Origin of the sequence: Aquabacterium sp. (assembly GCF_036273115.1) — a bacterium.
Lineage (GTDB): Bacteria > Pseudomonadota > Gammaproteobacteria > Burkholderiales > Burkholderiaceae_C > Aquabacterium.
The window spans coordinates 234,546-256,817 of sequence record NZ_DASUIN010000002.1; the positions used below are offsets into that span (position 1 = coordinate 234,546).

Consider the following 22,272-nt stretch of genomic DNA (forward strand, 5'->3'; position numbering starts at 1 on the left):
CGGCGCGCAGACACAATCTGCCGTCGCAACTGTCAATGCACCTGTCATTGCACAGCCAGCCAAAAGCAGCACCGTGACCACGTTTTCTCGTATCAAACCCAGAGAAGTATTCATCCAAGGCGTCAACAGCAAAGGCAGAGCGTTTCGCCCCAGTGATTGGGCAGAGCGCCTGGCCGGGGCCTTGGCCAGTTTTCGCCCCGGTGGCGTGGCGATGGGGGCGGCAGCCCATCTGGGGTATTCGCCTTACTGTGTTCCCACCACGATTGGCGACATCAAATGTGTGGTCGTCAGCGAGGCGCTGAAAGACGTCGAGCCCATGGCCTGGGACTTCGTCATGAACTTTGCCAAAGACAACGACCTGCAGGTGGTAGACGGGTGTCTGTTGCCCTGAGTCGTGCGCAGATCCCGCACCGGGGTGGGCCTTGATCTTTGTGTTCCGTCAGTCCTTGGGGCAGCGAGCGAAGAACTAGAATGGGGTCTCGAATAAAAGATCTCAGGGGAAGCTCGCATGAGCAAGAAATTTTTTGCGATGGCCTCGTTGGTCGCTCTGCCAACGCTGGCTCAGGCTGGCGTGTACAGAATTGCTTTCGATGCGACCAACTTCAAACCGGTCGTTTCGCTTGCTGGCGAGACTTTCGGCCCCTCGCCTGTGAGCGTCATCAACGGTGCCGCTACCGTTGATTTCGGCGAAAACGACCTGGGTGTCCCCGTTCTGCTGGATATGCAGACAACGGTTGATGGCGTGTCTCATGTCTTCCCTGATCTGGCGGCTTTGCGCTCATCGCTTGATGCCAACTGGGAAGCGTTGATGATCGGCGCGGGCCCATCGGGGCTGCAAAGCATCGCATCGGCCACGGACGACTTTTTCTTCAGTGCCGTCAAACCTCAAGGTGCAAGCCCTTTGAACCTGATCTGGGGGCGTGTGACTTACTCGCTGTCTGGCACTGCCGGCATCTGGAGTGCCGACCCGGTCGCGATGTCCGTCACCGCTGTGCCTGAGGTAGGCACGCTGGGTTTGAGTCTGATGGGCGTTTGCGCGATCGCGCTGGCTGCCAAGCGGAAGTCGGCGGTCTTGAAGCACCCCAAGCGCGCCTGATCGGGGCTTTGTCACCTCAGTTCGGCGGTGATGGCCGCCAATAAAAAAAGGCTCGCAGTGCGAGCCTTTTTTGCGACCAAGGTCTGAGATCAGGCGGCGATAGCCTTGATCTTGGCAGACAGGCGGCTCTTGTAACGAGCAGCCTTGTTCTTGTGGAAGATGCCCTTGTCGGCGATCGAGTCGATCACGCGCTGAGCCGACTTGAAAGCGTCGGAAGCCTTGGCCTTGTCGCCGGTGGCAACAGCCTTCAACACGCTCTTGACAGCGGTGCGGAACTTCGAGCGCAGAGCCGAGTTGGCAGCGTTCAGCTTGACGTCTTGACGAGCGCGCTTACGGCCCGAAGCAATACGAACGGTCTTTTTGGCTTTGGATGCAGATGCCATGATTTTCTGGCCCTGTAGATGCCTGGCGCCGGGCAAACCCGACAACCAATTCGCACCCCACAAGGCAAAGTTGGTTGGAAAGCCTGCGAATATATCATGGCAGGAGCCACCTGGCTAGTGGGGCGCAGGCCCTTCCTATAATGCCCGGATGAGCTTGCTGAAATCCGCGTCCATCGTTTCCCTGCTGACCCTGGCGTCGCGCATCACGGGATTGGTTCGGGAGTTACTGATTGCCGCCGCTTTCGGCGCCAGTGCGACCACCGATGCCTTCAATGTGGCGTTTCGCATTCCGAATTTGCTGCGACGCTTGTTTGCCGAAGGGGCATTTTCGCAAGCGTTTGTGCCCATTCTGGCCGAAAGCCGCACACGCAACGGTGAACAGGCCACCCACGATCTGGTCAACGCCGTGGGCACGGTTCTGTTTGGCGTGCTGGGCCTGGTCTGCGTTCTGGGGGTGATTGGCGCGCCGGTTCTGGTGTGGGCGATGGCCTCGGGCTTGAAGGAAAGCGGCGGGTTTGACGCCGCCGTGGTCATGACCCGCTGGATGTTCCCCTACATCGGCTTCATGTCGCTCGTGGCGCTCAGCGCCGGCATTCTGAATACCTGGAGCCGATTCGCGGTGCCTGCTGTCACGCCAGTTTTGCTGAATGTGTCCACCATTGGGGCGGCGCTGTTTGTGGCCCCCCTGTTTCGCAACCATGGCATTGAGCCGGTCTATGCCCTGGCCGTGGGGGTGATGGTGGGGGGCTTGCTGCAATTGGCGGTGCAGGTGCCCGCCTTGCTGAAAATCGGCATGGTGCCTCGTATCGGGGTGACCTTGTCGGCCTGGCGCACAGCGCGTGCCCACCCTGGAGTGGGGCGCATTCTCAAGCAAATGGCGCCAGCGATTCTGGGCGTGTCGGTCGCGCAACTGTCGTTGTTGGTCAACACCCAGATCGCTTCGCACCTGGGGGCAGGGGCCGTGTCGTGGCTGACTTATGCTGATCGCTTGATGGAGTTCCCCACCGCCATGCTGGGTGTGGCCCTGGGCGTGGTGCTGCTACCCCAGTTGTCTCGAGCCCAGGCTGGGGGCGACGCTGCGCGTTTCTCCGATCTGCTGGACTGGGGGCTGCGCCTCGTCTTGCTGTTGGCGCTGCCCGCTGCGGTGGCTTTGCTGGTCTTTGCCAAGCCCTTGGTGGCGGTGCTTTACCACTACGGCCGCTTCACGCCCAACGATGTGCAGCAAACCGTGCTGGCGCTGTCTTGTTACGGCGTGGGTCTGATGGGCTTGATCGGGGTGAAGGTGCTGGCACCGGGTTTTTACGCCACCCAAGACATCAAGACGCCCGTTCGCATTGGTATCACCGTACTGGCCATCACCCAAGGCTTCAACGTTATTTTTGTGCCCCTGCTGGGCCATGCTGGCTTGGCCTTGTCGATTGGCTTGGGCTCGCTGGTCAATGCCTCGTGGTTGCTGCTGGGTTTGCGCAAGGCCGGGCGCTATCAGCCGGCGTCTGGCTGGGCACTGTTCACCCTGCGGGTGGTGTTCGCCACAGCGGTGCTGGGCGTGGGGCTTTGGTTGGCCACCACCCACATCGACTGGATCGGTCTGCATACCCAGAAGATGCTGCGTGTGGGGGCAATGGCGGCTTGCCTGGTGGGCGCTGCCGTGCTGTATTTCGGCACTTTGGCGGCCACCGGCTTGAACCTCAAGAAAGCGATCCGCCGCTGAATCAGAGCAGTGAACGGACCAGCTCGATGGCTTCTTCCACGCGCTCCACGGCGTGAATGGTCAGTCCGTCGATGGGTTTTTTCGGTGCGTTGGCTTTGGGGACGACAGCGATCGAGAAGCCCAGCTTGGCTGCTTCCTTCAAGCGATCCTGTCCTCGAGGCGCTGGGCGCACTTCTCCCGCCAGGCCCACTTCGCCAAAGGCAATGAAGCCTTTGGGTAAGGCGCGGCCGCGCAGGCTGCTCTGAATGGCCAACAGTACCGCCAAGTCGGCTGCGGGTTCACTGATGCGGACCCCGCCCACCGCGTTCACGAACACATCCTGATCGAAACAGGCCATACCGGCGTGGCGATGCAGCACGGCCAGCAACATGGCCAGTCGGTCGCGTTCCAGGCCCACGCTGAGTCGGCGTGGACTGGGCCCGCCGGAGTCGACCAGCGCCTGGATTTCGACCAGCATGGGGCGCGTGCCTTCCAGCGTGACCAGCACGCAGGAGCCGGGTACAGGTTCGCTGTGGGTGGACAGGAATATCGCGCTGGGGTTGGTGACCCCTTTGAGGCCCTTGTCCGTCATGGCAAACACGCCAATTTCATTGACGGCACCAAAGCGGTTCTTGATGGCGCGAATCAAACGGAAGCTGCTGTGCGTGTCGCCCTCGAAATACAGCACCGTGTCGACGATGTGTTCCAGCACACGCGGGCCGGCCAATGCGCCTTCCTTGGTCACGTGGCCCACCAGCACCATGGTGCAGCCACTGGCCTTGGCGACGCGGGTCAGGTGGGCTGCGCATTCGCGCACCTGGGCCACCGAACCCGGCGCTGAGCTGAGTTGGTCTGAAAACAAGGTCTGAATCGAGTCGATCACGCAAAACGCGGGCCTTTCCGCCTCCAACGTGGCCACGATGTTTTCCAGCTGAATTTCGGCCTGGACCCGAACAGCGGAGCCGTCCAGCCCGAGGCGTCGGGCCCGCAGGGCCACCTGGGCGCCGCTTTCTTCGCCGGTGACATAGAGCACCGGCATCTGGCGGGACAGGGCATCCAGCGCCTGCAGCAGCAAGGTTGATTTGCCAATGCCGGGGTCGCCACCGATCAGCACCACCCCGCCCGCGACGATGCCGCCGCCGAGCACTCGGTCCAACTCTTCCAGCCCGGTGGGCGTGCGCGAGACTTCGGCCGCTTCGATGTCAGCCAGCGTGGTCACCGGCTGAGCCGCATTGAGGCCGCGGGCCAGCGCCTGCATGCGGTTTTTCCCGGGTACTTCGGCCCGGGTCTCTTCCAGCGTGTTCCAGGCGTTGCAGTGGGGGCATTTGCCCAGCCATTTCGGGCTGGTGCCGCCGCATTCGCTGCAGGTGTAGACGGTTTTCTCTTTGGCCATGCGCTAAGGATGAAGGGGCAGTTGGGCCCCTTCTTGCGCAAGGGGGATCAGCTGCCTGGATGAGCAGAAATTTCCTTGAACCGGCGTTCCAGTTCCTGGCGCAATTGTCGGCGCAGTTTGGCTGCCTCGAATCGGCGCTTTTCGTCGGCGGTGCCCGGTGTCAGCGCGGGCACGGCGGTGGGCTTGCCCTCGTCGTTGACGGCCACCATGGTGAAAAAGCAGCTGTTGGCATGGCGCACCACCTGGGTGCGAATGTTTTCGGCAATCACCTTGATGCCGATCTCCATCGACGAGGTGCCGGTGTAGTTCACCGAGGCCAGAAAAGTCAGCAACTCGCCGACGTGCACGGGTTGTCGGAATGTGACCTGGTCGACCGACATGGTCACCACGTAGGTGCCTGCGTATCGGCTGGCGCACGCATAGGCCACCTGGTCCAGCATTTTCAAAATGGTGCCACCGTGCACGTTGCCGGAAAAGTTGGCCATGTCCGGCGTCATGAGCACGGTCATGCGGAGTTGGTGGCGTTGTTGATCAATGTCCATTTACTGCTCGCTCAGCGGGTTTGTTATCAAAGGCAGGTCACTGAATAAGCAAGACCCATACCGATCAGGGGTTCAGTGGGAGTCGATCAAGCGGCGTTGTCGATCACCTGTACAGCCACCCGGGGCGACAGTGCACACATCAACTCGTAGCCAATGGTGCCGCAGTGCTGGGCCACTTCGTCGATGGACAACTGGGTGGTTTGTCCGTTGACTTGCGGCCCGTGTCCCCACAGGGTGACCTCGCTACCGATTTCGGCTTGCGGCACCTCGGTCAGATCCACTTCCAGCATGTCCATCGACACCCGGCCGACGATGGGGACCTTCACGCCATTGACCAGCACGGGGGTGCCATCGGGTGCATGGCGAGGGTAGCCGTCGGCGTACCCGCAAGCCACCACGCCGATGCGCATGGCCTTGGAGGCGGTGAATCGGCTGCCGTAGCCTATGGTGTCGCCTGCGTTCAGGTGTTGCACGGCGATCAGGCGCGAGCGCAAGGTCATGGCCGGTTGCAGGCGCCAATGCATGGCGTCGTGTTCTGGATAGTCAGGGGAGGCGCCGTACAGCATCACCCCGGGGCGGATCCAGTCGCCGCGTACAGCGGGGTCGTGTGCGTGGCGCAAGGTGGCTGCGCTGTTGCACAGGCTGCGTTCGCCGCTGAGGTCGGCCGTGGTGGTTTGGAACACTTCGACCTGATGGGCGATGCCTTTGGGGCTGTCGGCGTCTGAAAAGTGGGTCACCATCGACACTTCTTCCACCTGAGGCAGGGCGCTCAAGCGGGCCCAGGCGCTGCGAAACGCTGCGGGCTGAAAACCCAGTCGGTTCATGCCGGTGTTCATTTTCAGGAACACGCGGTGGGGCCATTCGGTTTTGTGTTGCGCGATCCAGTCAATCTGCTCGTCGCAATGCACCACATGCCATAGGCCCAGGCGCGAGCACCATTCGAGGTCTCGGGCGTCGAACACCCCTTCCAGCAACAAGATGGGGCCTCGCCAATCCATTTCCCGCAAGCGGCGGGCTTCGGCGATGTCGAGCAGGGCGAAACCGTCGGTGGCCCTCAGGCCTTCGAAGGCGCGCTGCAGACCGTGTCCGTAGGCATTGGCTTTGACGACCGACCAGATTCGCGCATCGGGGGCGCACTCTCGGGCGCGTTGCAAGTTGTGGCGAAGGGCGTCGACGTGGATCAGGGCTTCAAGTGGGCGGGGCATAGCGAGATTTTGCCAGCGCCCGTGCTATAACCGGCCACCGCTGTGGTGATCGACCTTTTTTCGCGCCAGGGCATTTTCTAGAACGAACACGATTTCACCTTCGCGCGCGCATGAAAAAAGGCTTTTTCACCATCATGGCGGCCCAGTTCTTCAGTTCGCTGGCCGACAACGCGCTGTTTGTGGCCGCGGTAGAACTTCTCAAGTCGGGTGGTGCTGCTGAGTGGCAGCGGGCGGCTCTGGTCCCCATGTTTGCGCTCTTTTACGTGGTGTTGGCGCCTTTTGTCGGCGCGTTCGCCGATGCGCTGCCCAAGGGGCGAGTCATGTTCATGTCCAACGCGATCAAGGTGGTGGGCTGCTTGATGATGCTGTTTGGCACCCATCCGCTGGCCGCGTATGCCATCGTCGGTCTGGGGGCGGCTGCTTATTCGCCCGCGAAGTACGGCATCCTGACCGAGCTCCTGCCTCCCTCCCAGTTGGTCAAGGCCAACGGTTGGATCGAGGGCTTGACCATCATGTCCATCATCATGGGGGTGGTCCTGGGTGGGCAATTGATGGGGCAGGTGGTCTCGCCGCACTTGCTGGCTTTCGACCTCCCTGGCTTTGATACCGGTATCGATACGCCCCCCGAGGCAGCCATCGCTTCCCTGGTCATCTTGTACGTGCTGGCTGCAGGGTTCAATCTGCGTATTCCCCGCACGGATACGCCTCTGCAATCGTTCCCATCGCATCCCGCCACCCTGGTGAACGACTTTCTCGATTGCAATCGCCGCCTGTGGGTTGACAAGCTGGGCCAGATTTCTCTGGCGACGACCACCTTGTTCTGGGGCGTGTCCGGCAATCTGCGTTACATCGTGCTGGCCTGGGCGGCCGTAGCGCTGGGTTATGACACCACCAAGGCGTCGTCTCTGGTCGGTGTGGTGGCCGTTGGCACGGCAGTGGGGGCGGTGGTTGCCTCCATGAAGATGCGTCTGGATGCGGCGACCAAAGTCATCCCCTTGGGCATCAGCATGGGCATTCTGGTGCTCGGCATGAACTGGTTGCGCGATGTCAGTCTGGCCATTCCCTTCCTGATCTTGCTGGGGGGGCTCAGTGGCTTCCTGGTGGTGCCGATGAATGCGCTGTTGCAGCACCGGGGGCACAACCTCATGGGGGCTGGGCGTTCGATTGCCGTGCAGAACTTCAACGAGCAGGCTTGCATCCTGGCGCTGGGTTTTCTGTATAGCGCCTGCACCAAGGCAGGCTTGTCAGCTTATGGTGCCATCACGGCCTTTGGTCTGACAGTGGCCGGTTTCATGTACGTCATCAAGCTTTGGCATGAACGCAATCTGCGCAACCATACAGACGAAGTCGAGCAGTTGCTGGCCATTGCCCGAACCGACGGTCATCACCACTCGCATTCGCGTCACTGATCCGTCCGTGGTCAGGCGCGATGAGGGAGCGCCTGGTTGGGGAGCCAACCAGGGCTGTTAGCGGCTCAGCGCCGGCGTCGGCTGGAGCCCGATCCGCCCAGAATGGAACCCAGCACGCCGCGGATGATTTCGCGGCCCACGGTCGAGCCAATGGTTCGGGCTGCCGACTTTGCCAGGGTCTCCAGAATCGAGTCCTTGCGGCCGCTGCCTCGAATCAGATCGCCCGCCGCATCGCCCAACCAGCCGCCGGCTTGCTCGGCCCCCCGCGTAGCGGTCTCGCCTTTCAGCACCCGATTGGCCTCATCCCGCATGGAGCCGGTTTCCGATGTCGATGCTGCTGGCGCGGCGGCCGCACGGCCTTTGAGCCGTTCGTAGGCCGATTCGCGGTCCACCATTTTTTCGTACACACCGCTGACCAGCGATTGAGCCAGCAGGGTCTGCCGCTGCGCTGGGCTGATCGGGCCAATCTGACTACCGGGTGGCAGCACGAACACGCGTTGGGTCACACTGGGCCGCGCCTTGTCGTCCAGCAGGCTGACCAAGGCTTCGCCCACAGCCAACTCGGTGATGGCGGTGGCAATGTCCAGGCCCGGGTTGGCGCGCATGGTCTCGGCGGCTGCTTTCACGGCCTTCTGGTCGCGTGGTGTGAACGCGCGCAGAGCGTGTTGAACCCGGTTGCCTAACTGGCCGAGCACGGTATCGGGCACGTCCAGTGGGTTCTGAGTCACAAAGAACACGCCGACGCCTTTGGAGCGCACCAGACGCACCACCAGTTCGATGCGCTCGATCAGGGCGGAGGGGGCATCCTTGAACAGCAAGTGTGCCTCGTCGAAGAAGAACACCAACTTGGGCTTATCCAGATCGCCCACCTCAGGCAGGGTTTCAAACAACTCCGACAGCATCCACAGCAGGAAGGTGGCGTACAGCCGTGGCGAGTTCATCAGCTTGTCTGCCGCCAGGATGTTGATCACGCCCTGGCCTGACACGGTCTGCATGAAGTCTTGAATGTCGAGCATGGGCTCGCCAAAGAACTTGTCGCCACCTTGTTGTTCAATTTGCAGCAGGCCGCGCTGAATGGCGCCGATGCTGGCCGCACTGATGTTGCCGTACTCGGTGGTGAACTGGCTGGCGTTGTCGCCCACATGCTGCAGCATGGCGCGCAGGTCTTTCAGGTCGAGCAACAGCAAGCCGTTGTCGTCGGCAATCTTGAAGACCAGTTGCATCACCCCGGCCTGGGTGTCGTTGAGGTCGAGCATGCGCGCCAGTAGCAGCGGGCCCATGTCGGACACCGTGGCGCGTACGGGGTGGCCCTGTTCGCCAAACACGTCCCACAGCGTGGTCGGGCAGGCGGATGAGCTGGGGGTTGGCAGGCCACGCTCAGCCAGAATGGCGGCCAGCTTGGGCGAGACCGTCCCCGGCTGGGAAATGCCGGTCAGGTCACCCTTGATGTCAGCCAGGAATACCGGGACGCCCGCTTTCGACAGGCTCTCGGCCAAGGTTTGCAGGGTGATGGTTTTGCCCGTTCCAGTGGCCCCGGTGATCAGTCCGTGGCGGTTGGTCAGGGCGGGCAAGAGGTGACATTCGGTGTCGCCGTGGCGGGCAATCAGGATGGGGTCTGCCATGGATCAGGTTTCCCGGACAAAGCAAAAGGTAAAATCACAGTATCCCTGCAATTTAACTATTCCGGAGCACCGCATCATGGCCGGTCATTCCAAGTGGGCCAATATTCAGCACCGCAAAGGTCGTCAGGACGAAAAGCGCGGCAAGATCTGGACCCGCATCACCCGTGAAATCATCGTGGCAGCCCGCCAGGGTGGGGGTGACATCAACATGAATCCCCGCCTGCGCCTGGCCATCGACAAGGCCAAGGCAGCCAACATGCCTGCCGACAACATCAAGCGCAACGTGGACAAGGCCACGGGCAATCTCGATGGGGTCACCTACGAAGAAATTCGCTACGAAGGCTACGGCATTGGCGGCGCTGCCATCATCGTCGATTGCATGACCGATAACCGCGTTCGCACGGTGGCTGAGGTCCGTCATGCCTTCAGCAAGCACGGTGGCAACCTCGGCACAGAAGGTTCGGTGGCGTTTCAGTTCAAGCACGTGGGGCAGTTCCTGTTTGCCCCCGGCGTGAGTGAAGACAAGGTCATGGAAGTGGCCCTGGAAGCCGGTGCCGAAGACGTCATCAACCACGATGACGGGTCTGTCGAGGTGCTGAGTGCGCCTGGCGACTTTGAAACCGTCAAGAATGCGCTGGAAGGTGCTGGTCTCAAGGCCGAGTTGGCCGAAGTGACCATGCGTGCCGACACCCCCGTCGAACTGAGCGGCGATGATGCTGCCCGGATGCAGAAGCTGCTGGATGTGCTGGAAGACCTGGACGACGTCCAGGAGGTCTATCACAACGCCGAATTGAACTGATCGAATCACTATGAAAATTCTTGTCATCGGCTCAGGTGGCCGTGAACACGCTCTGGCCTGGAAGCTGGCCCAATCGCCCAAGGCCCACAAGGTGTTCGTGGCACCCGGCAATGGCGGCACGGCGCGTGACCCTCGTCTCACCAACATCGCGATCACCGATGTCAAGGCGCTGGCTGATTTCGCTGAAAGCGAAAAGGTCGCTCTGACCGTGGTGGGCCCTGAGGCCCCCCTGGCTGCCGGCGTGGTCGATGAGTTCCGTGCCCGTGGTCTGCGTATCTTTGGCCCGACCAAGGCGGCAGCCCAGCTGGAGAGTTCCAAAGCCTTTGCCAAGGACTTCATGAAGCGCCATGGCATTCCCACGGCTTTCTATGAGACCTTCAGCGACCCCGTGGCGGCGCACGCTTATGTGGACAAGCATGGCGCGCCCATCGTCATCAAGGCCGATGGCCTGGCTGCGGGCAAGGGCGTGGTCGTGGCCATGTCCTTGCAGGAAGCACATGAGGCCATTGACTTCATGCTGCTCGACAACAAGCTGGGCGTGCAGCACAACGAGGGCGGTGCCCGCGTGGTGATCGAAGAGTTCCTGCAAGGCGAGGAAGCCAGCTTCATCGTCATGGCCGACGGCAAGAATGTGGCGGTCATGGCCACCAGCCAGGATCACAAGCGGCTTCTGGATGGCGACGAAGGCCCTAACACTGGTGGCATGGGTGCCTACTCACCCGCACCTGTGGTCACGCCCAATGTGCATGCCAAAGCCATGCAGGAAATCATTCTGCCCACCTTGGCCGGCATGGCCAAAGACGGCAATCCCTTCACCGGCTTCCTCTATGCCGGCTTGATGATTGACGCGCAAGGCAACCCCAAGACCCTGGAGTTCAACACCCGCATGGGTGACCCTGAAACCCAGCCCATCATGATGCGCCTCAAGAGCGATCTGATCGATGTCATGATGCATGCCACCGATGGCACGCTGGATCAGATCGAACTGCAATGGGACCGCCGTTTTGCGCTGGGCGTGGTGATGGCCGCTGGCGGCTATCCCCTCAGCCCCAAGAAGGGCGATGTCATCACCGGATTCCCGGCTGATGCCGATGACGCCATGGTGTTCCACGCCGGTACGCAAGAGGTGGATGGCCAGACCGTGACCAGCGGTGGCCGTGTCTTGTGCGTGACGGCGTTGGGTGAGTCGGCCAAGCTGGCGCAGCAAAAGGCCTACGAAACCCTGGCCAGCATCCAGTTCGACGGCATGCAGTTCCGCAAGGACATTGGCTGGCGCGCGATCAAGCGCTGATGGCCGCATTCATGACCTCCCCCATGACCGACACCTTGCAAACACAGGCTGTGCGCGATTACCTGCTGGGTTTGCAGGACCGCATCATCTCTACCTTCGAGGCTGCCGATGGCAAGCCCTTCATCCGCGATGCGTGGGTGAGGGGCCCTGAGGAGCGCCTCCAGGGTGACGGTTGCTCGCGCCTGGTCGAAGAAGGCAACCTGCTTGAGCGCGGGGGCTGCAACTTCTCCCACGTCAAGGGCCCCAGCCTGCCTCCCTCGGCCACGCAGCATCGTCCTGAATTGGCCGGGTGCCCGTTCGAAGCGATGGGTGTGTCCCTCGTTTTTCACCCCCGCAACCCCTATGTGCCCACCGTTCACATGAACGTGCGCATGCTGGCCGCGCACAAGCCCGATGGCACCGTGGTGGCCTGGTTTGGTGGCGGCATGGATCTCACTCCCTACTATGGCTTTGAAGAAGACGCCAAGCACTTTCACCAGGTCTGCAAAGACGCCTTGGCGCCGTACGGTGAAGACAAGCATCCCCGCTTCAAGAAGTGGTGCGACGAGTATTTCTTTCTCAAGCACCGCAACGAGGCGCGCGGCGTGGGCGGCATCTTTTACGACGACCTCTCCGAGCTGGGTTTCGATGGCGGCTTTGCACTGACGAAGTCGGTCGGCGACGCCTTCATCGAGGCCTACCTGCCCATCCTGCAGCGTCGCAAAGACACCCCCTACACCCAGCGCGAACGCGACTTTCAGGCTTTTCGTCGGGGCCGCTACGTCGAGTTCAACCTGGTGTGGGACCGTGGCACGCTGTTTGGACTGCAGTCGGGTGGTCGCACGGAAAGCATCCTGATGTCGATGCCCCCCATCGTCACCTGGCGCTACAACTGGCAACCCGAAGCCGGCACGCCCGAGGCGCGTCTGTACACCGATTTCCTGCCCCCGCGTGACTGGGTCTGAGCCAACTCGTCGCCGCATCGGCATCATGGGCGGCAGTTTTGATCCCGTCCACACAGGCCACGTGGCGCTGGCCGAGTCCGCTCTGCAGCATCTGCAATTGGACGAAGTTCGCTGGGTGCCGGTGGGGCAGGCATGGCAAAAGAGCCGACAATTGACCCAGGCAGAGCACCGCCTCAACATGGTGAAACTGGCCACAGCTCACGAACCGCGTTTCGTGGTCGATGCCATCGAAGTGAACCGTCCTGGTCCGTCTTACACCTTGGACACGGTTCGGGCCTTCCAGTCGCAGGCAGGCTCGTCCGCATGCGACTGGTTTCTCATCATGGGGCTGGACCAATACCGCAATCTGCCGACCTGGCATGGGTGGCAGGAATTGCTGAATCGGGTGCAGGTGGCCGTGGCTTGCCGCGACGCTGCTGCCATGCCCGAATTGAACCTGGGGCGGGCAACCGCTCTGCCCATGCCACCCCTTTCTGTGTCTTCCACCACCATTCGTCAACAAATATTGGCTGGTGCAGACCCTAAAACGCTGGTGCCCACCATGGTGTCCGACGCCGTGGCGCGCTATATTGCCCAACATCAACTCTATGCCGACAGGCACCCTCCGCTGAATGGACATCCGTAAACTGCAACGCGCCATCGTCGATGGCCTCGAAGACGTCAAGGCCCAGGACATCGCTGTCTTCAACACCGAACACCTGTCGCCCCTGTTCGAGCGCGTGATCATTGCCTCCGGTACGTCCAACCGACAAACCAAGGCCCTGGCTTCCAGCGTGCGTCAGGCCGTGAAGGCCGCCGGCTTCCAGGTCATGCGGACGGAAGGCGAAGACAACGGTGAGTGGATCATCGTGGACTGTGCCGCTGCTGTCGTGCACATCATGCAGCCGGCCATTCGCCAGTACTACCAGCTGGAAGAAATCTGGGGTGAAAAGCCTGTGGCCATTCAGGTCAAGGCAGGCCGCAAATCGCTGGTCAAGGCGTCCGAACCCATGGACGAAGAAGAGCCAGTCAAGCCCAAGAAGGCCTCTGGCAAGACCACTGCTGCGAAGAAGGCAGCCACCACCGCCCCCACACGCAAGGTGGCCGGCAAGGTTGCAGCCAAGAAGGCCCCAGCCAAAAAGCTTGCTGCTGTGAAGGAAGCCGCACCAGCCAAGGCCCCGGCCGCCAAAAAGGTTGCTGCCAAGAAGGCCGCAGTGAAGACCGTTGCGGTCAAGAAGGTGGCTGCCAAGAAAGTGGCAGCCAAGAAAGCCACTGTGAAGGCCCCGGTGCAAAAGGTGCTGGTGAATGCGCCTGCCAAGAAGAAGGCCCCAGCAGCCAAGAAGGTGGCTGCCAAAAAGGTGGTGACACGCAAGGTCGCGGCCAAGAAGGTGGCGGCCAAGAAGGCTCCCGCCAAGAAAACCGCTCGTTGAGACTGAGTTGTTGGCATGAAGTTGACCGTGGTCACCATCGGTCATCGACTACCAGGCTGGGCGGACGAAGCGTGCGAGGACTACCTCAAGCGCTTTCCGCCTGACTGGAAGGTCGAGGTCAAGGCCCTCAAGGCCGAACCCCGTGAAGGCAAGCCCGTGCCTGCCATCATGCAGGCTGAGGCCGCTCGCATCGAGGCCGCGTTGGAGCGCGGTGTGCGGCGCGTCATTCTTGACGAACGTGGCACCCGCCTGACCAGTGTGCAACTGGCTGAACGCTCAGAGGCCTGGCTTCACGACGGCCGCGATGTGGCACTCATCATTGGCGGGGCTGACGGCATCGACCCGGCGCTGAAGCAAACCGCCGATGAGGCCATTCGCCTGTCTGACATGACCTTGCCTCATGCACTGGCCCGCGTGTTGCTGCTTGAGCAGCTTTATCGGGCCTGGTCTTTGAGAAACAACCATCCCTACCATCGCGCCTGAGACCGTGCCTGACTCCGCCCACACGCCCTTCATCTACCTGGCTTCCCAGAGCCCTCGCCGCCGTCAATTGCTCGATCAACTCGGTGTGGCCCATCGCTTGCTTCTGCCAGATGCGAGTGAAGATGCGGAAGCGTTGGAAGTGGAGCGTGAAGGCGAAACCCCGGAAGACTATGTCTTGCGGGTGACGCAAGCCAAGTGGGAGGCCGCTGTGGCACGTCTGGCGCGTTTTCGTCAGCAAGACGCCGGTATGCCAGACGCACCCATCTTGTGTGCTGATACCACGGTGGCGCTGGACAACGCTATTTTGGGCAAGCCGCGTGACGAGGCCCATGCGGCACAGATGCTGTCCAGCCTGTCTGGGCGCAACCACCGTGTTCTGACGGCGGTGGTCGTCAATGGGCACGCGCTGGTCAGCACCTCTCACGTGGTCTGGCGGGCTTTGGCGCCAGACGAAATCACACGTTACGTGGCCAGCGGCGAGCCCATGGGTAAAGCCGGGGGCTACGCCATTCAGAGCCGAGCTGCTGCGTGGACCGTGCGCATCGAAGGCAGCTACAGCGGCATCATGGGGCTGCCCCTGTACGAAACAGCCGAACTGTTGCGCCCCTTGGGCTGGCAGTTCTGAGCCCCACTCGATCGATTGACATCAACCACGACGCCATCGTCATGCCAAGCACCCAAGACATCCTTGTGAACTGGACACCCCAGGAAACCCGCGTGGCCATCATCGAAGGCGGCGCGGTGCAGGAATTGCACGTCGAACGCACCCTGGAGCGAGGGCTGGTTGGCAACATCTATGCCGGCAAGGTGGTGCGCGTGTTGCCCGGCATGCAGTCGGCCTTCATCGACATTGGTCTGGAGCGTGCAGCCTTTCTGCACGTGGCCGACCTGCATCGCGAAGACCCGTCGGCCAAGCCGGCATCGCGGTCTGCCGAGTCGCAAACGCCCATTGAAAAACGGGTTCATGAAGGCCAGACCTTGATGGTGCAAGTCATCAAGGACCCGATCGGCACCAAGGGCGCACGCCTGTCTACCCAGATCAGTGTGGCCGGGCGTTTGCTGGTGTTTTTGCCCCAAGACGACCACTTGGGTATTTCCCAGAAGATCGGCTCGCCGGAACTGCGCGACCAATTGCGCGAGCGCATGATGCGCCTCATTGGTGAAGCCGATAACCGGGAAGGCCGAACCCGCTCGGGCGGCTTCATTCTGCGCACCAATGCGGAAGACGCCACCGACGACGAACTCGCCTCAGACATCGCCTACCTGCGCAAGACCTGGGCCACGGTGCGCGAACTGGGTTTGAAGTCGCCACCGGGCACCCTGCTGTATCAGGAGTTGAATCTGGCCCAGCGCGTGCTGCGCGATCTGGTCAACGAATCGACCAACAGCATTCGCATTGATTCGCAGATTCAATTCGAAGCGCTTAAGGCGTTTGGCCAGGAATTCACGCCTTCCGCTGTCGATAAGCTGGCCCATTACAAAGGCGAGCGCCCCATTTTCGATCTCTACAACATTGACCGTGAAATCGAAAAAGCGCTGGCTCGGCGAGTTGACCTGAAGTCGGGTGGCTACCTCATCGTGGACCAGACCGAAGCATTGACCACCATCGATGTCAACACCGGTGGGTATGTCGGGGCACGCAATTTCGACGACACCATTTTCAAGACCAACCTGGAAGCCGCTCAGGCCATTGCCCGCCAATTGCGCCTGCGCAACCTCGGCGGCATTGTCATCATCGACTTCATCGACATGCTGCGCGAAGACCACCGCGACAGCGTGCTGGCGGAGTTCCGCAAGCAATTGCTGCGCGATCGCACCAAGGTGACTGTCAGCGGCTTCTCGGCACTGGGTCTGGTCGAAATGACGCGCAAGCGGACTCGCGAATCCCTGGCCCACATGCTGTGCCAACCGTGCCCCACCTGCGATGGGCGGGGGCAGGTCAAGACTGCGCGCACGGTGTGCTACGACATCCTGCGCGAAATCTTGCGTGAAGCACGCCAGTTCAACCCGCGTGAGTTCAGAGTGGTGGCCAATGCCACCGTGGTGGAAATGCTGCTGGATGAAGAAAGCCAGCACTTGGCCGGTTTGAGCGACTTCATCGGCAAGCCGGTGTCGCTGCAGGCTGAGCCCACCATGTCACCGGAACAATACGACATCGTTCTGCTCTGAGTGCAAATTTACATAACTTGACCTGATTCCGGGGGGGAATTGGCTGTTTTGGCCAATCCTGTCATCTGAAAGGGGCACAATGTCGCCTGTTTTCGAAAATCACCCAATCTGATCCAGTTGATGTCGCTGCTTCATCGCCTTTCCTCGCGCCGAGCCTGGTTGGCTGCGGCCGCTTTGGCCATGGCACCCCTGACTGGGGCCTGGGCCCAATTCCGGGTCGAAATTTCTGGTGTGGGCGCCACGCAAGTGCCCGTGGCCATCGCCAAGTTCAAGAACGAAGGCCTCGCGCCCCAAGCCATTTCCGCCATCATCAAGGCTGATCTGGAGCGAAGCGGCCAGTTCAAGATGCTCGATGTGCCCGGTGAGCGCTGGGACGATGCCAATCACCCCAACCTGGCTGAATGGAAGCCCAAGGCCGATGCCATGGTGGTCGGCTCGGTCACCATGCTGGCGGATGGCCGCTACGATGTGCGCTTCCGTCTCTGGGACACGCTCAAGGCGGCAGACATGGGTGGGCAGAGCCTGGTGGTCACGCCGGGCGACCTGCGATTGGCCGCGCACCGCGCCGCCGACTTCATCTATGAAAAGCTCACCGGTGACAAGGGGGCCTTCGCCACGCGCATTGCCTATGTCAGCAAGGTGGGCAAGCACTACACCCTGAATGTGGCCGATGCGGACGGCGAAGGCGTACAGCCCTCGCTGACCAGTCCCGCTTCCATCATTTCTCCTGCCTGGTCGCCTGATGGCCGACATTTGGCTTATGTGACTTTTGAGGGTGGCAAGGCCATCATCGTGGTGCAGGAAGTGCTGACCGGCCAGCGTCGTGTTCTGGCGGCATTCAAAGGCACCAACAGTGCTCCCGCCTGGTCTCCCGACGGTCAGCAACTGGTCGTCACCTTGAGTCGAGATGGGGGCTCGCAGTTGTATGTCATCGGCACCAGCGGCGGTGTGGTGCGTCGTCTGACCCAGTCGTCGGCTATCGACACCGAGGCCGTGTGGTCGCCTGACGGCGCCTCGATCTATTTTGTGAGTGACCGTGGGGGCGGACCCCAGATTTACCGCGTCCCCGCGCAAGGGGGGGAGCCCACCCGTGTCACATTCAATGGCTCTTACAATGTGAGCCCAGCCATCAGCCCTGACGGCCGTTTGATGACCTACATCGGCCGGGTGGGCGGGGCGGACCGGGTCCACCTGATGGAATTGTCTTCCGGCAACGTGCGTGTCCTGACCGATACGAGCGATGACGAGAGCCCCAGTTTTGCGCCCAACAGCCGCTTGATTGTCTATGCCACCCGTGTCAATGGTCGGGAGGTATTGATGACCACGTCGCTGGATGGACGCATCAAGGCCCGGTTGGCCACACCGGCAGATGTTCGTGAACCCGTCTGGGGCCCCCAGGCAGGCGCGGCACGCCGCTGATTTTTGTTTTTTTCTGACTCAGATCGTTTTCGGAGATCCATATGAAGAACGTTCGCACTCTGTCTCTGGCTGCCCTGGCTGTAGCTTCCGCCGCACTGCTGTCTGCTTGCGGTTCGGCCGTCAAGCTCGACGAAAACCAGGCTAACGCCAACAAGCCCGCTCCCATCGCCAACGCCGGTTCGGGTAACGCCTCTGGCGTGAACAACGGCGGCGCCGCCACCACCACCGTCGCTCCCATCGTGGTCGATGGCAAGGCTGGTGCTGATGCCAACCTGGCCAACGTGATCTACTTTGACTTCGACAGTTTCGTGGTCAAGGACGAGTTCAAGCCTGTTGTCGAAGGCAACGGCAAGGCCCTGATCGCTTCGGGCAAGAAGGCCGCTGTGGAAGGTCACGCTGACGAGCGCGGCAGCAAGGAATACAACCTGGCTCTGGGCCAAAAGCGTGCTGAAGCCGTGGTCAAGTCGCTGACCCTGATCGGCGTGAAGGCTGAGCAACTGGAAGCTGTGAGCTTCGGCGAAGAGAAGCCTGCTGTGACCGGTTCCGGCGAAGAAGTCTGGGCCAAGAACCGTCGCGTGGAACTGCGCACCAAGTAATCTGAATTCCGAGGAAGTGCAATGCGTGTGTTGAACCCTCTGCAAAGCCGTTTGCGCCCCGTGGCGCTGGCCTTGTTGGCCCTGACCGGGGCATCGTCTGCCCGGGCCGGGTTGTTTGAGGATGAAGATGCACGCAACGCCATCCTGGAGTTGCGGCAGCAGCGCGTTCAGGACCTGGACGCGCAAGCTGCCCGCCTCAAGGAGCTCTCGGCGCAGATCGATGTCCTCAAGCGCAGCTTGCTGGACATGAATTCCCAGATTGAACTGGTTCGCAGCGATCTGGCCAAGGAACGTGGGCAAAGCGAAGTGCTGGCTCGCGACCTGGCTGAGGTGCAGCGACGCCAGAAAGACATGCAACAGGCTGCTGATGAGCGCGCTCGCAAGCTCGAGCCTGTGGGTGTCAACCTCGATGGCAAGTCTTTCAAGGCAGAGCCCGAGGAAAAGAAGCAGTTTGACGACGCCTTGCTCAAACTGCGGTCTCAGGACTTTGCTGGCGCGGCCGCAGCCCTGAATGCCTTTTTGCAGCGCTATCCTTCGACCGGCTACAAGGAGTCGGCCTACTACTGGCTGGGCAACGCCTACTACGGTGCCGCTCAGTACAACGAGGCCATCGGTGCCTTCAAGCAGCTGATTGCCCAGGCGCCTGACCACGCTCGCTCGCCTGAGGCCATGTTGTCGATTGCGAATTGCTACAGCGAACTCAAGGACGCCAAACAGCTGCGCAAGACGCTGGATGAAGTGGTCAAGCGCTACCCTCAGTCTGAAGCGGCCCAGGCTGCCAAAGACCGCATTGCGACCACGGCCGCCCTGAAAACGCCGGAGCCTGCTGCGGCCTCTGGCTCTGCCGCTGGCAAGACCAAGCCTCGCAAGTAACTCACCCGTCCATCTTGACCGAGGTGAGGGCATGATTTCCGATTCTGCAGATCTGGAGCGTCGCTTCGGTGGTTTGCGCCGCCTGCATGGCGTCGCGGCATACGAGCGTCTGCGCCAGGCGCGCGTCGCGGTCATCGGTGTGGGGGGCGTCGGATCGTGGGCTGCGGAGGCTCTCGCACGTAGCGGCGTCGCCTCGCTGACGTTGGTGGACCTTGATCATGTGGCCGAGTCCAACATCAATCGGCAGGTGCATGCATTGGAGTCGACGCTGGGCCAGGCCAAAGTTCTGGCGTTGAAGGATCGCATCGCCCAGATTCATCCCGGATGCGATGTGCACCCCGTGGAAGAGTTTGTAGACGAGGACAATGTGGCCACCCTGTTGCGGCCCGATGCGGTCGACGTGGTGCTGGACTGCTGCGACCAAGTCAAAGCGAAGGCGGCTCTTGCTGCGTGGGCTTGGGCGCACAAGAAGCCCTTCGTCACGGTTGGGGCGGCAGGTGGAAAAACCAGTCCTCAATTGGTTGAGGTGGCCGATTTGTCCGATGTGACACATGACCCCTTGCTGGCAAGCTTGCGCCAGCGTTTGCGCCAACGCCATGGGGGGGCTCGCAAGGGCAAGATGAATGTGGCTTGTGTCTTTTCGCGCGAAGCGGTCTTGCCGCCTCAAGACGCCTGTGAGGCTGACGCAACAGGTGATGGCTCACTGAACTGCCATGGTTATGGCTCGTCGGTCACGGTGACGGCCACTTTTGGCCTGGTTGCGGCGGCTCAGGTGATCCAGAGAATGATTGCCTGACAGGCAAACCTTACATTATCGCATTCAAAGTCCCTCTTGGTGTCATGCCTTATGGTTTGTCTCAGGCTTTTTGCCTGAGTGACCGTGGCACATTGGATTCATAAGAGGGGTGCTCAACGCGTTCGCCAGGTGGCGCGCAAGCCGTTGCAGAAGATCCCCTCCAGATCCAAAGGGAGGGGCGCAACGTGTGTTGCATGTGTTTTTGTGTCAGGGCGATTCATGCCAACTGGAGGCAGCCGTGTCAGCCCACACGTCAGTCACACCTGTGAGCAGCGATCCTCTGGTCCCCGGGCTCGAGTTGCTTGCTCGTGCCTTCAATGCGGCTCCCAATGGGTTTCTGATCGTCGATGCAGCCGGCACCATCGTGGCGGTCAACACCGAGCTGGAACTCATGTTTGGGCTGCCCGCCGACCAGTTGGTGGGGCAGCCCGTTGAGGTGCTGCTGCCAGAGGGTTCTCGGGGCGTTCATGTCGCATTACGGCAGGGCTTCTTCGACCAGCCTGATCGTCGCCCGATGGGGGGTGGACGTGTGCTCTACGGGCGCCGAGCCAATGGCTTGGAGTTTCCTGTCGAGATTGGACTCAATCCCGTAGCGGGTGCGCAGGGCCCTTTGGTTCTGGCGTCGGTTGTCGACATCAGTGAACGACTGGCATTGGAGTGGGCATTCAGAGGCTTGTTCGAGGAGTCTCCGTATGGCCTGCTGATCGTCAATGATCAGGGTGAAATTGTGATGGTCAACAGGGTGTTGGCTCAGTCCTTGGGTTACGCCCCTGCCGCTTTGGTCAACCAACCATTGCACATGTTATTGCCTGAGCGGCATCGCCATGCGCATGGTGGCTTGATGGCTGGCTACACAAAGACTGGAGAGGCCCGAATGATGGGCCAGGGACGGGACCTGACGGCGCTGCACCGCGATGGCAGTGAGGTGCCCGTTGAGATTGGCCTCAGTCGCGTGAGGTGGCAACGCCAGGCCATGACCTTGGCGGTTGTCAGTGACATCAGCGTTCGCAAGCGTCTGGAGTTGGCGCTCAAGCAAGCCAACTCCAATCTCGAAGAGTTCACCTATGTCGCCTCTCACGATTTGCGGTCGCCGCTGCGTGGGCTGGCTGATCTGATGGAGTGGATTGAAGCCGACCTCGGTAGTGCGGTGGCACCGTCTGTGGCGCGAAACCTAGGGCGTATGAAGCAACGTATCGAGCGAATGGAGCGCCTGATCGAGGACCTGCTCAACTACGCTCGAGCAGGTCAAGCAGCCACCAACTACACCACGGTCGATATTCAGGATCTTGTCGAAGAAATCATCGAGTTGCAGCCTATGCCGCCCGGCCTTCGTCTTGAGTTGGACATTGCTTTGCCGCTCTTTCATGCGACTCGCACCCCGTTGGAGACGGCGTTGCGCAATCTCATGGCCAACGCGGTCAAGCATCACGACAGAGACGAGGGCGTCATTCGTGTTGAGGCTCACGCTGATGACAGTTATGCCGTCATCAGCGTCATTGACGATGGCCCTGGTATCCCTGTTGCATCGAAAGACCGCATCTTCAAGCTCTTTCAAACACTCACGGCAAACCAGCGCGGGGGATCGGGCATTGGCCTGGCGTTGACCAAGCGCGTCGTGGAGGTGCATGGCGGGCGTATCGAGGTGGTGTCGCCGGTGGCCAATGGGCGAGGCGCTTGCTTCCGTTTCTGGTGGCCGCGCTTCCCAAGGAGAGGTCAAGATGTATCGTGATGTGATCCCCACCATCTTGCTGGTTGAGGATGACGATGTCGCTGCCGAGTCGGTCGTCCGCAGTTTGCAAAAGCACGGCTGCAACTACCCGGTCGTGTGGGCTGAGGATGGTCAGCAGGCGCTGGACATGTTGCGTGACAAGGATGCTGAGCATGTCGTGCCCAGACCGAGGGTGATTCTGCTGGACCTCAACATGCCCCGCATGAATGGCTTTGAGTTCCTTCAGCAGTTGCGAGCCGATCCGGTCTTACGGGGAGATGTGGTGTTCATATTGACCACATCGACGGCCGATTCGGATCGCACTCGGGCGTATCACGAGTGCATTGCGGGCTACATGGTGAAGTCAGCGGTAGGACCTCAATTCGTGAAGCTGGTCTCTTTGCTCAATAGCTACCAAAACGCCGTGCGATTGCCGGGATGAACA

The 22,272-nt window shown here is 61.1% G+C and carries 23 protein-coding genes; 18 read left to right on the forward strand and 5 right to left on the reverse strand.

What is annotated here, in order from left to right:
• The first annotated feature begins 73 nt into the window (after positions 1-73).
• The gene (locus VFW72_RS01790) at positions 74-391 is read left to right on the forward strand and encodes a DUF3579 domain-containing protein (protein WP_329672545.1); all 318 of its coding nucleotides are present in this window, start codon (positions 74-76) and stop codon (positions 389-391) included.
• Between the two features lie 117 nt (positions 392-508).
• Positions 509-1,096, forward strand: coding sequence for a hypothetical protein (locus VFW72_RS01795; RefSeq protein ID WP_329672546.1), 588 nt, complete (start codon positions 509-511; stop codon positions 1,094-1,096).
• Positions 1,097-1,185: 89 nt separating this feature from the next.
• Here VFW72_RS01795 and rpsT read toward each other — a convergent pair whose 3' ends face one another.
• On the reverse strand, positions 1,186-1,479 hold the full coding sequence (rpsT, locus tag VFW72_RS01800) for a 30S ribosomal protein S20 (RefSeq protein ID WP_329672547.1): 294 nt from the start codon (positions 1,477-1,479) through the stop codon (positions 1,186-1,188).
• A gap of 148 nt (positions 1,480-1,627) precedes the next feature.
• On the opposite strand from rpsT, the gene murJ reads away from it, so the two are divergent.
• Positions 1,628-3,190, forward strand: a complete 1,563-nt coding sequence (gene murJ / locus VFW72_RS01805) for a murein biosynthesis integral membrane protein MurJ (RefSeq protein ID WP_329672548.1) — start codon at positions 1,628-1,630, stop codon at positions 3,188-3,190.
• A gap of 1 nt (position 3,191) precedes the next feature.
• On the opposite strand, the gene radA is transcribed toward murJ, so the two are convergent.
• The 3 genes from radA to alr all read right to left on the reverse strand — a co-directional run bounded on the left by radA (position 3,192) and on the right by alr (position 6,309).
• Positions 3,192-4,562 (reverse strand): DNA repair protein RadA, encoded by a 1,371-nt coding sequence (gene radA / locus VFW72_RS01810; protein ID WP_329672549.1) that lies wholly within the window; start codon positions 4,560-4,562, stop codon positions 3,192-3,194.
• A 47-nt stretch (positions 4,563-4,609) separates the two neighbouring features.
• A complete protein-coding gene (locus tag VFW72_RS01815) occupies positions 4,610-5,098 on the reverse strand; it encodes an acyl-CoA thioesterase (protein WP_329672788.1) in 489 nt (162 codons plus the stop codon).
• 92 nt (positions 5,099-5,190) lie between these two features.
• Positions 5,191-6,309: an alanine racemase gene (gene alr, locus VFW72_RS01820; RefSeq protein ID WP_329672550.1), complete on the reverse strand. Its 1,119-nt coding sequence runs from the start codon at positions 6,307-6,309 to the stop codon at positions 5,191-5,193.
• A 110-nt stretch (positions 6,310-6,419) separates the two neighbouring features.
• On the opposite strand from alr, the gene lplT reads away from it, so the two are divergent.
• On the forward strand, positions 6,420-7,718 hold the full coding sequence (lplT, locus tag VFW72_RS01825) for a lysophospholipid transporter LplT (protein ID WP_329672551.1): 1,299 nt from the start codon (positions 6,420-6,422) through the stop codon (positions 7,716-7,718).
• Positions 7,719-7,783: 65 nt separating this feature from the next.
• Here lplT and VFW72_RS01830 read toward each other — a convergent pair whose 3' ends face one another.
• Complete coding sequence (locus tag VFW72_RS01830; RefSeq protein WP_329672552.1) at positions 7,784-9,340, reverse strand: helicase HerA-like domain-containing protein; 1,557 nt, start codon at positions 9,338-9,340, stop codon at positions 7,784-7,786.
• Positions 9,341-9,416: 76 nt separating this feature from the next.
• Between VFW72_RS01830 and VFW72_RS01835 the strand changes: the two genes are divergently transcribed.
• The 14 genes from VFW72_RS01835 (at position 9,417) to VFW72_RS01900 (ending at position 22,269) form a co-directional block, all read left to right on the forward strand.
• Complete coding sequence (locus VFW72_RS01835; protein ID WP_329672553.1) at positions 9,417-10,139, forward strand: YebC/PmpR family DNA-binding transcriptional regulator; 723 nt, start codon at positions 9,417-9,419, stop codon at positions 10,137-10,139.
• Between the two features lie 10 nt (positions 10,140-10,149).
• On the forward strand, positions 10,150-11,430 hold the full coding sequence (gene purD, locus VFW72_RS01840; RefSeq protein ID WP_329672554.1) for a phosphoribosylamine--glycine ligase: 1,281 nt from the start codon (positions 10,150-10,152) through the stop codon (positions 11,428-11,430).
• 11 nt (positions 11,431-11,441) lie between these two features.
• A complete protein-coding gene (gene hemF, locus VFW72_RS01845; protein WP_414638761.1) occupies positions 11,442-12,374 on the forward strand; it encodes an oxygen-dependent coproporphyrinogen oxidase in 933 nt (310 codons plus the stop codon).
• A complete protein-coding gene (gene nadD, locus VFW72_RS01850) occupies positions 12,361-12,999 on the forward strand; it encodes a nicotinate-nucleotide adenylyltransferase (protein WP_329672555.1) in 639 nt (212 codons plus the stop codon). The genes hemF and nadD overlap by 14 nt, the downstream gene beginning before the upstream one ends.
• The gene (gene rsfS / locus VFW72_RS01855; RefSeq protein WP_329672556.1) at positions 12,986-13,783 is read left to right on the forward strand and encodes a ribosome silencing factor; all 798 of its coding nucleotides are present in this window, start codon (positions 12,986-12,988) and stop codon (positions 13,781-13,783) included. The genes nadD and rsfS overlap by 14 nt, the downstream gene beginning before the upstream one ends.
• A gap of 15 nt (positions 13,784-13,798) precedes the next feature.
• The gene (gene rlmH / locus VFW72_RS01860; RefSeq protein ID WP_329672557.1) at positions 13,799-14,266 is read left to right on the forward strand and encodes a 23S rRNA (pseudouridine(1915)-N(3))-methyltransferase RlmH; all 468 of its coding nucleotides are present in this window, start codon (positions 13,799-13,801) and stop codon (positions 14,264-14,266) included.
• Positions 14,267-14,270: 4 nt separating this feature from the next.
• Positions 14,271-14,891: a Maf family protein gene (locus VFW72_RS01865; RefSeq protein ID WP_329672558.1), complete on the forward strand. Its 621-nt coding sequence runs from the start codon at positions 14,271-14,273 to the stop codon at positions 14,889-14,891.
• 41 nt (positions 14,892-14,932) lie between these two features.
• Positions 14,933-16,435: a ribonuclease G gene (rng, locus tag VFW72_RS01870; protein WP_329672559.1), complete on the forward strand. Its 1,503-nt coding sequence runs from the start codon at positions 14,933-14,935 to the stop codon at positions 16,433-16,435.
• Between the two features lie 120 nt (positions 16,436-16,555).
• Positions 16,556-17,854: a Tol-Pal system beta propeller repeat protein TolB gene (gene tolB, locus VFW72_RS01875; protein WP_414638762.1), complete on the forward strand. Its 1,299-nt coding sequence runs from the start codon at positions 16,556-16,558 to the stop codon at positions 17,852-17,854.
• A gap of 41 nt (positions 17,855-17,895) precedes the next feature.
• The gene (locus tag VFW72_RS01880; protein WP_329672560.1) at positions 17,896-18,450 is read left to right on the forward strand and encodes an OmpA family protein; all 555 of its coding nucleotides are present in this window, start codon (positions 17,896-17,898) and stop codon (positions 18,448-18,450) included.
• 21 nt (positions 18,451-18,471) lie between these two features.
• On the forward strand, positions 18,472-19,323 hold the full coding sequence (gene ybgF, locus VFW72_RS01885) for a tol-pal system protein YbgF (protein ID WP_329672561.1): 852 nt from the start codon (positions 18,472-18,474) through the stop codon (positions 19,321-19,323).
• Positions 19,324-19,354: 31 nt separating this feature from the next.
• The gene (locus VFW72_RS01890; RefSeq protein ID WP_329672562.1) at positions 19,355-20,119 is read left to right on the forward strand and encodes a tRNA threonylcarbamoyladenosine dehydratase; all 765 of its coding nucleotides are present in this window, start codon (positions 19,355-19,357) and stop codon (positions 20,117-20,119) included.
• 238 nt (positions 20,120-20,357) lie between these two features.
• Positions 20,358-21,848, forward strand: coding sequence for a PAS domain-containing sensor histidine kinase (locus tag VFW72_RS01895; RefSeq protein WP_329672563.1), 1,491 nt, complete (start codon positions 20,358-20,360; stop codon positions 21,846-21,848).
• The gene (locus VFW72_RS01900) at positions 21,838-22,269 is read left to right on the forward strand and encodes a response regulator (RefSeq protein WP_329672564.1); all 432 of its coding nucleotides are present in this window, start codon (positions 21,838-21,840) and stop codon (positions 22,267-22,269) included. The genes VFW72_RS01895 and VFW72_RS01900 overlap by 11 nt, the downstream gene beginning before the upstream one ends.
• Positions 22,270-22,272: the final 3 nt, after the last annotated feature.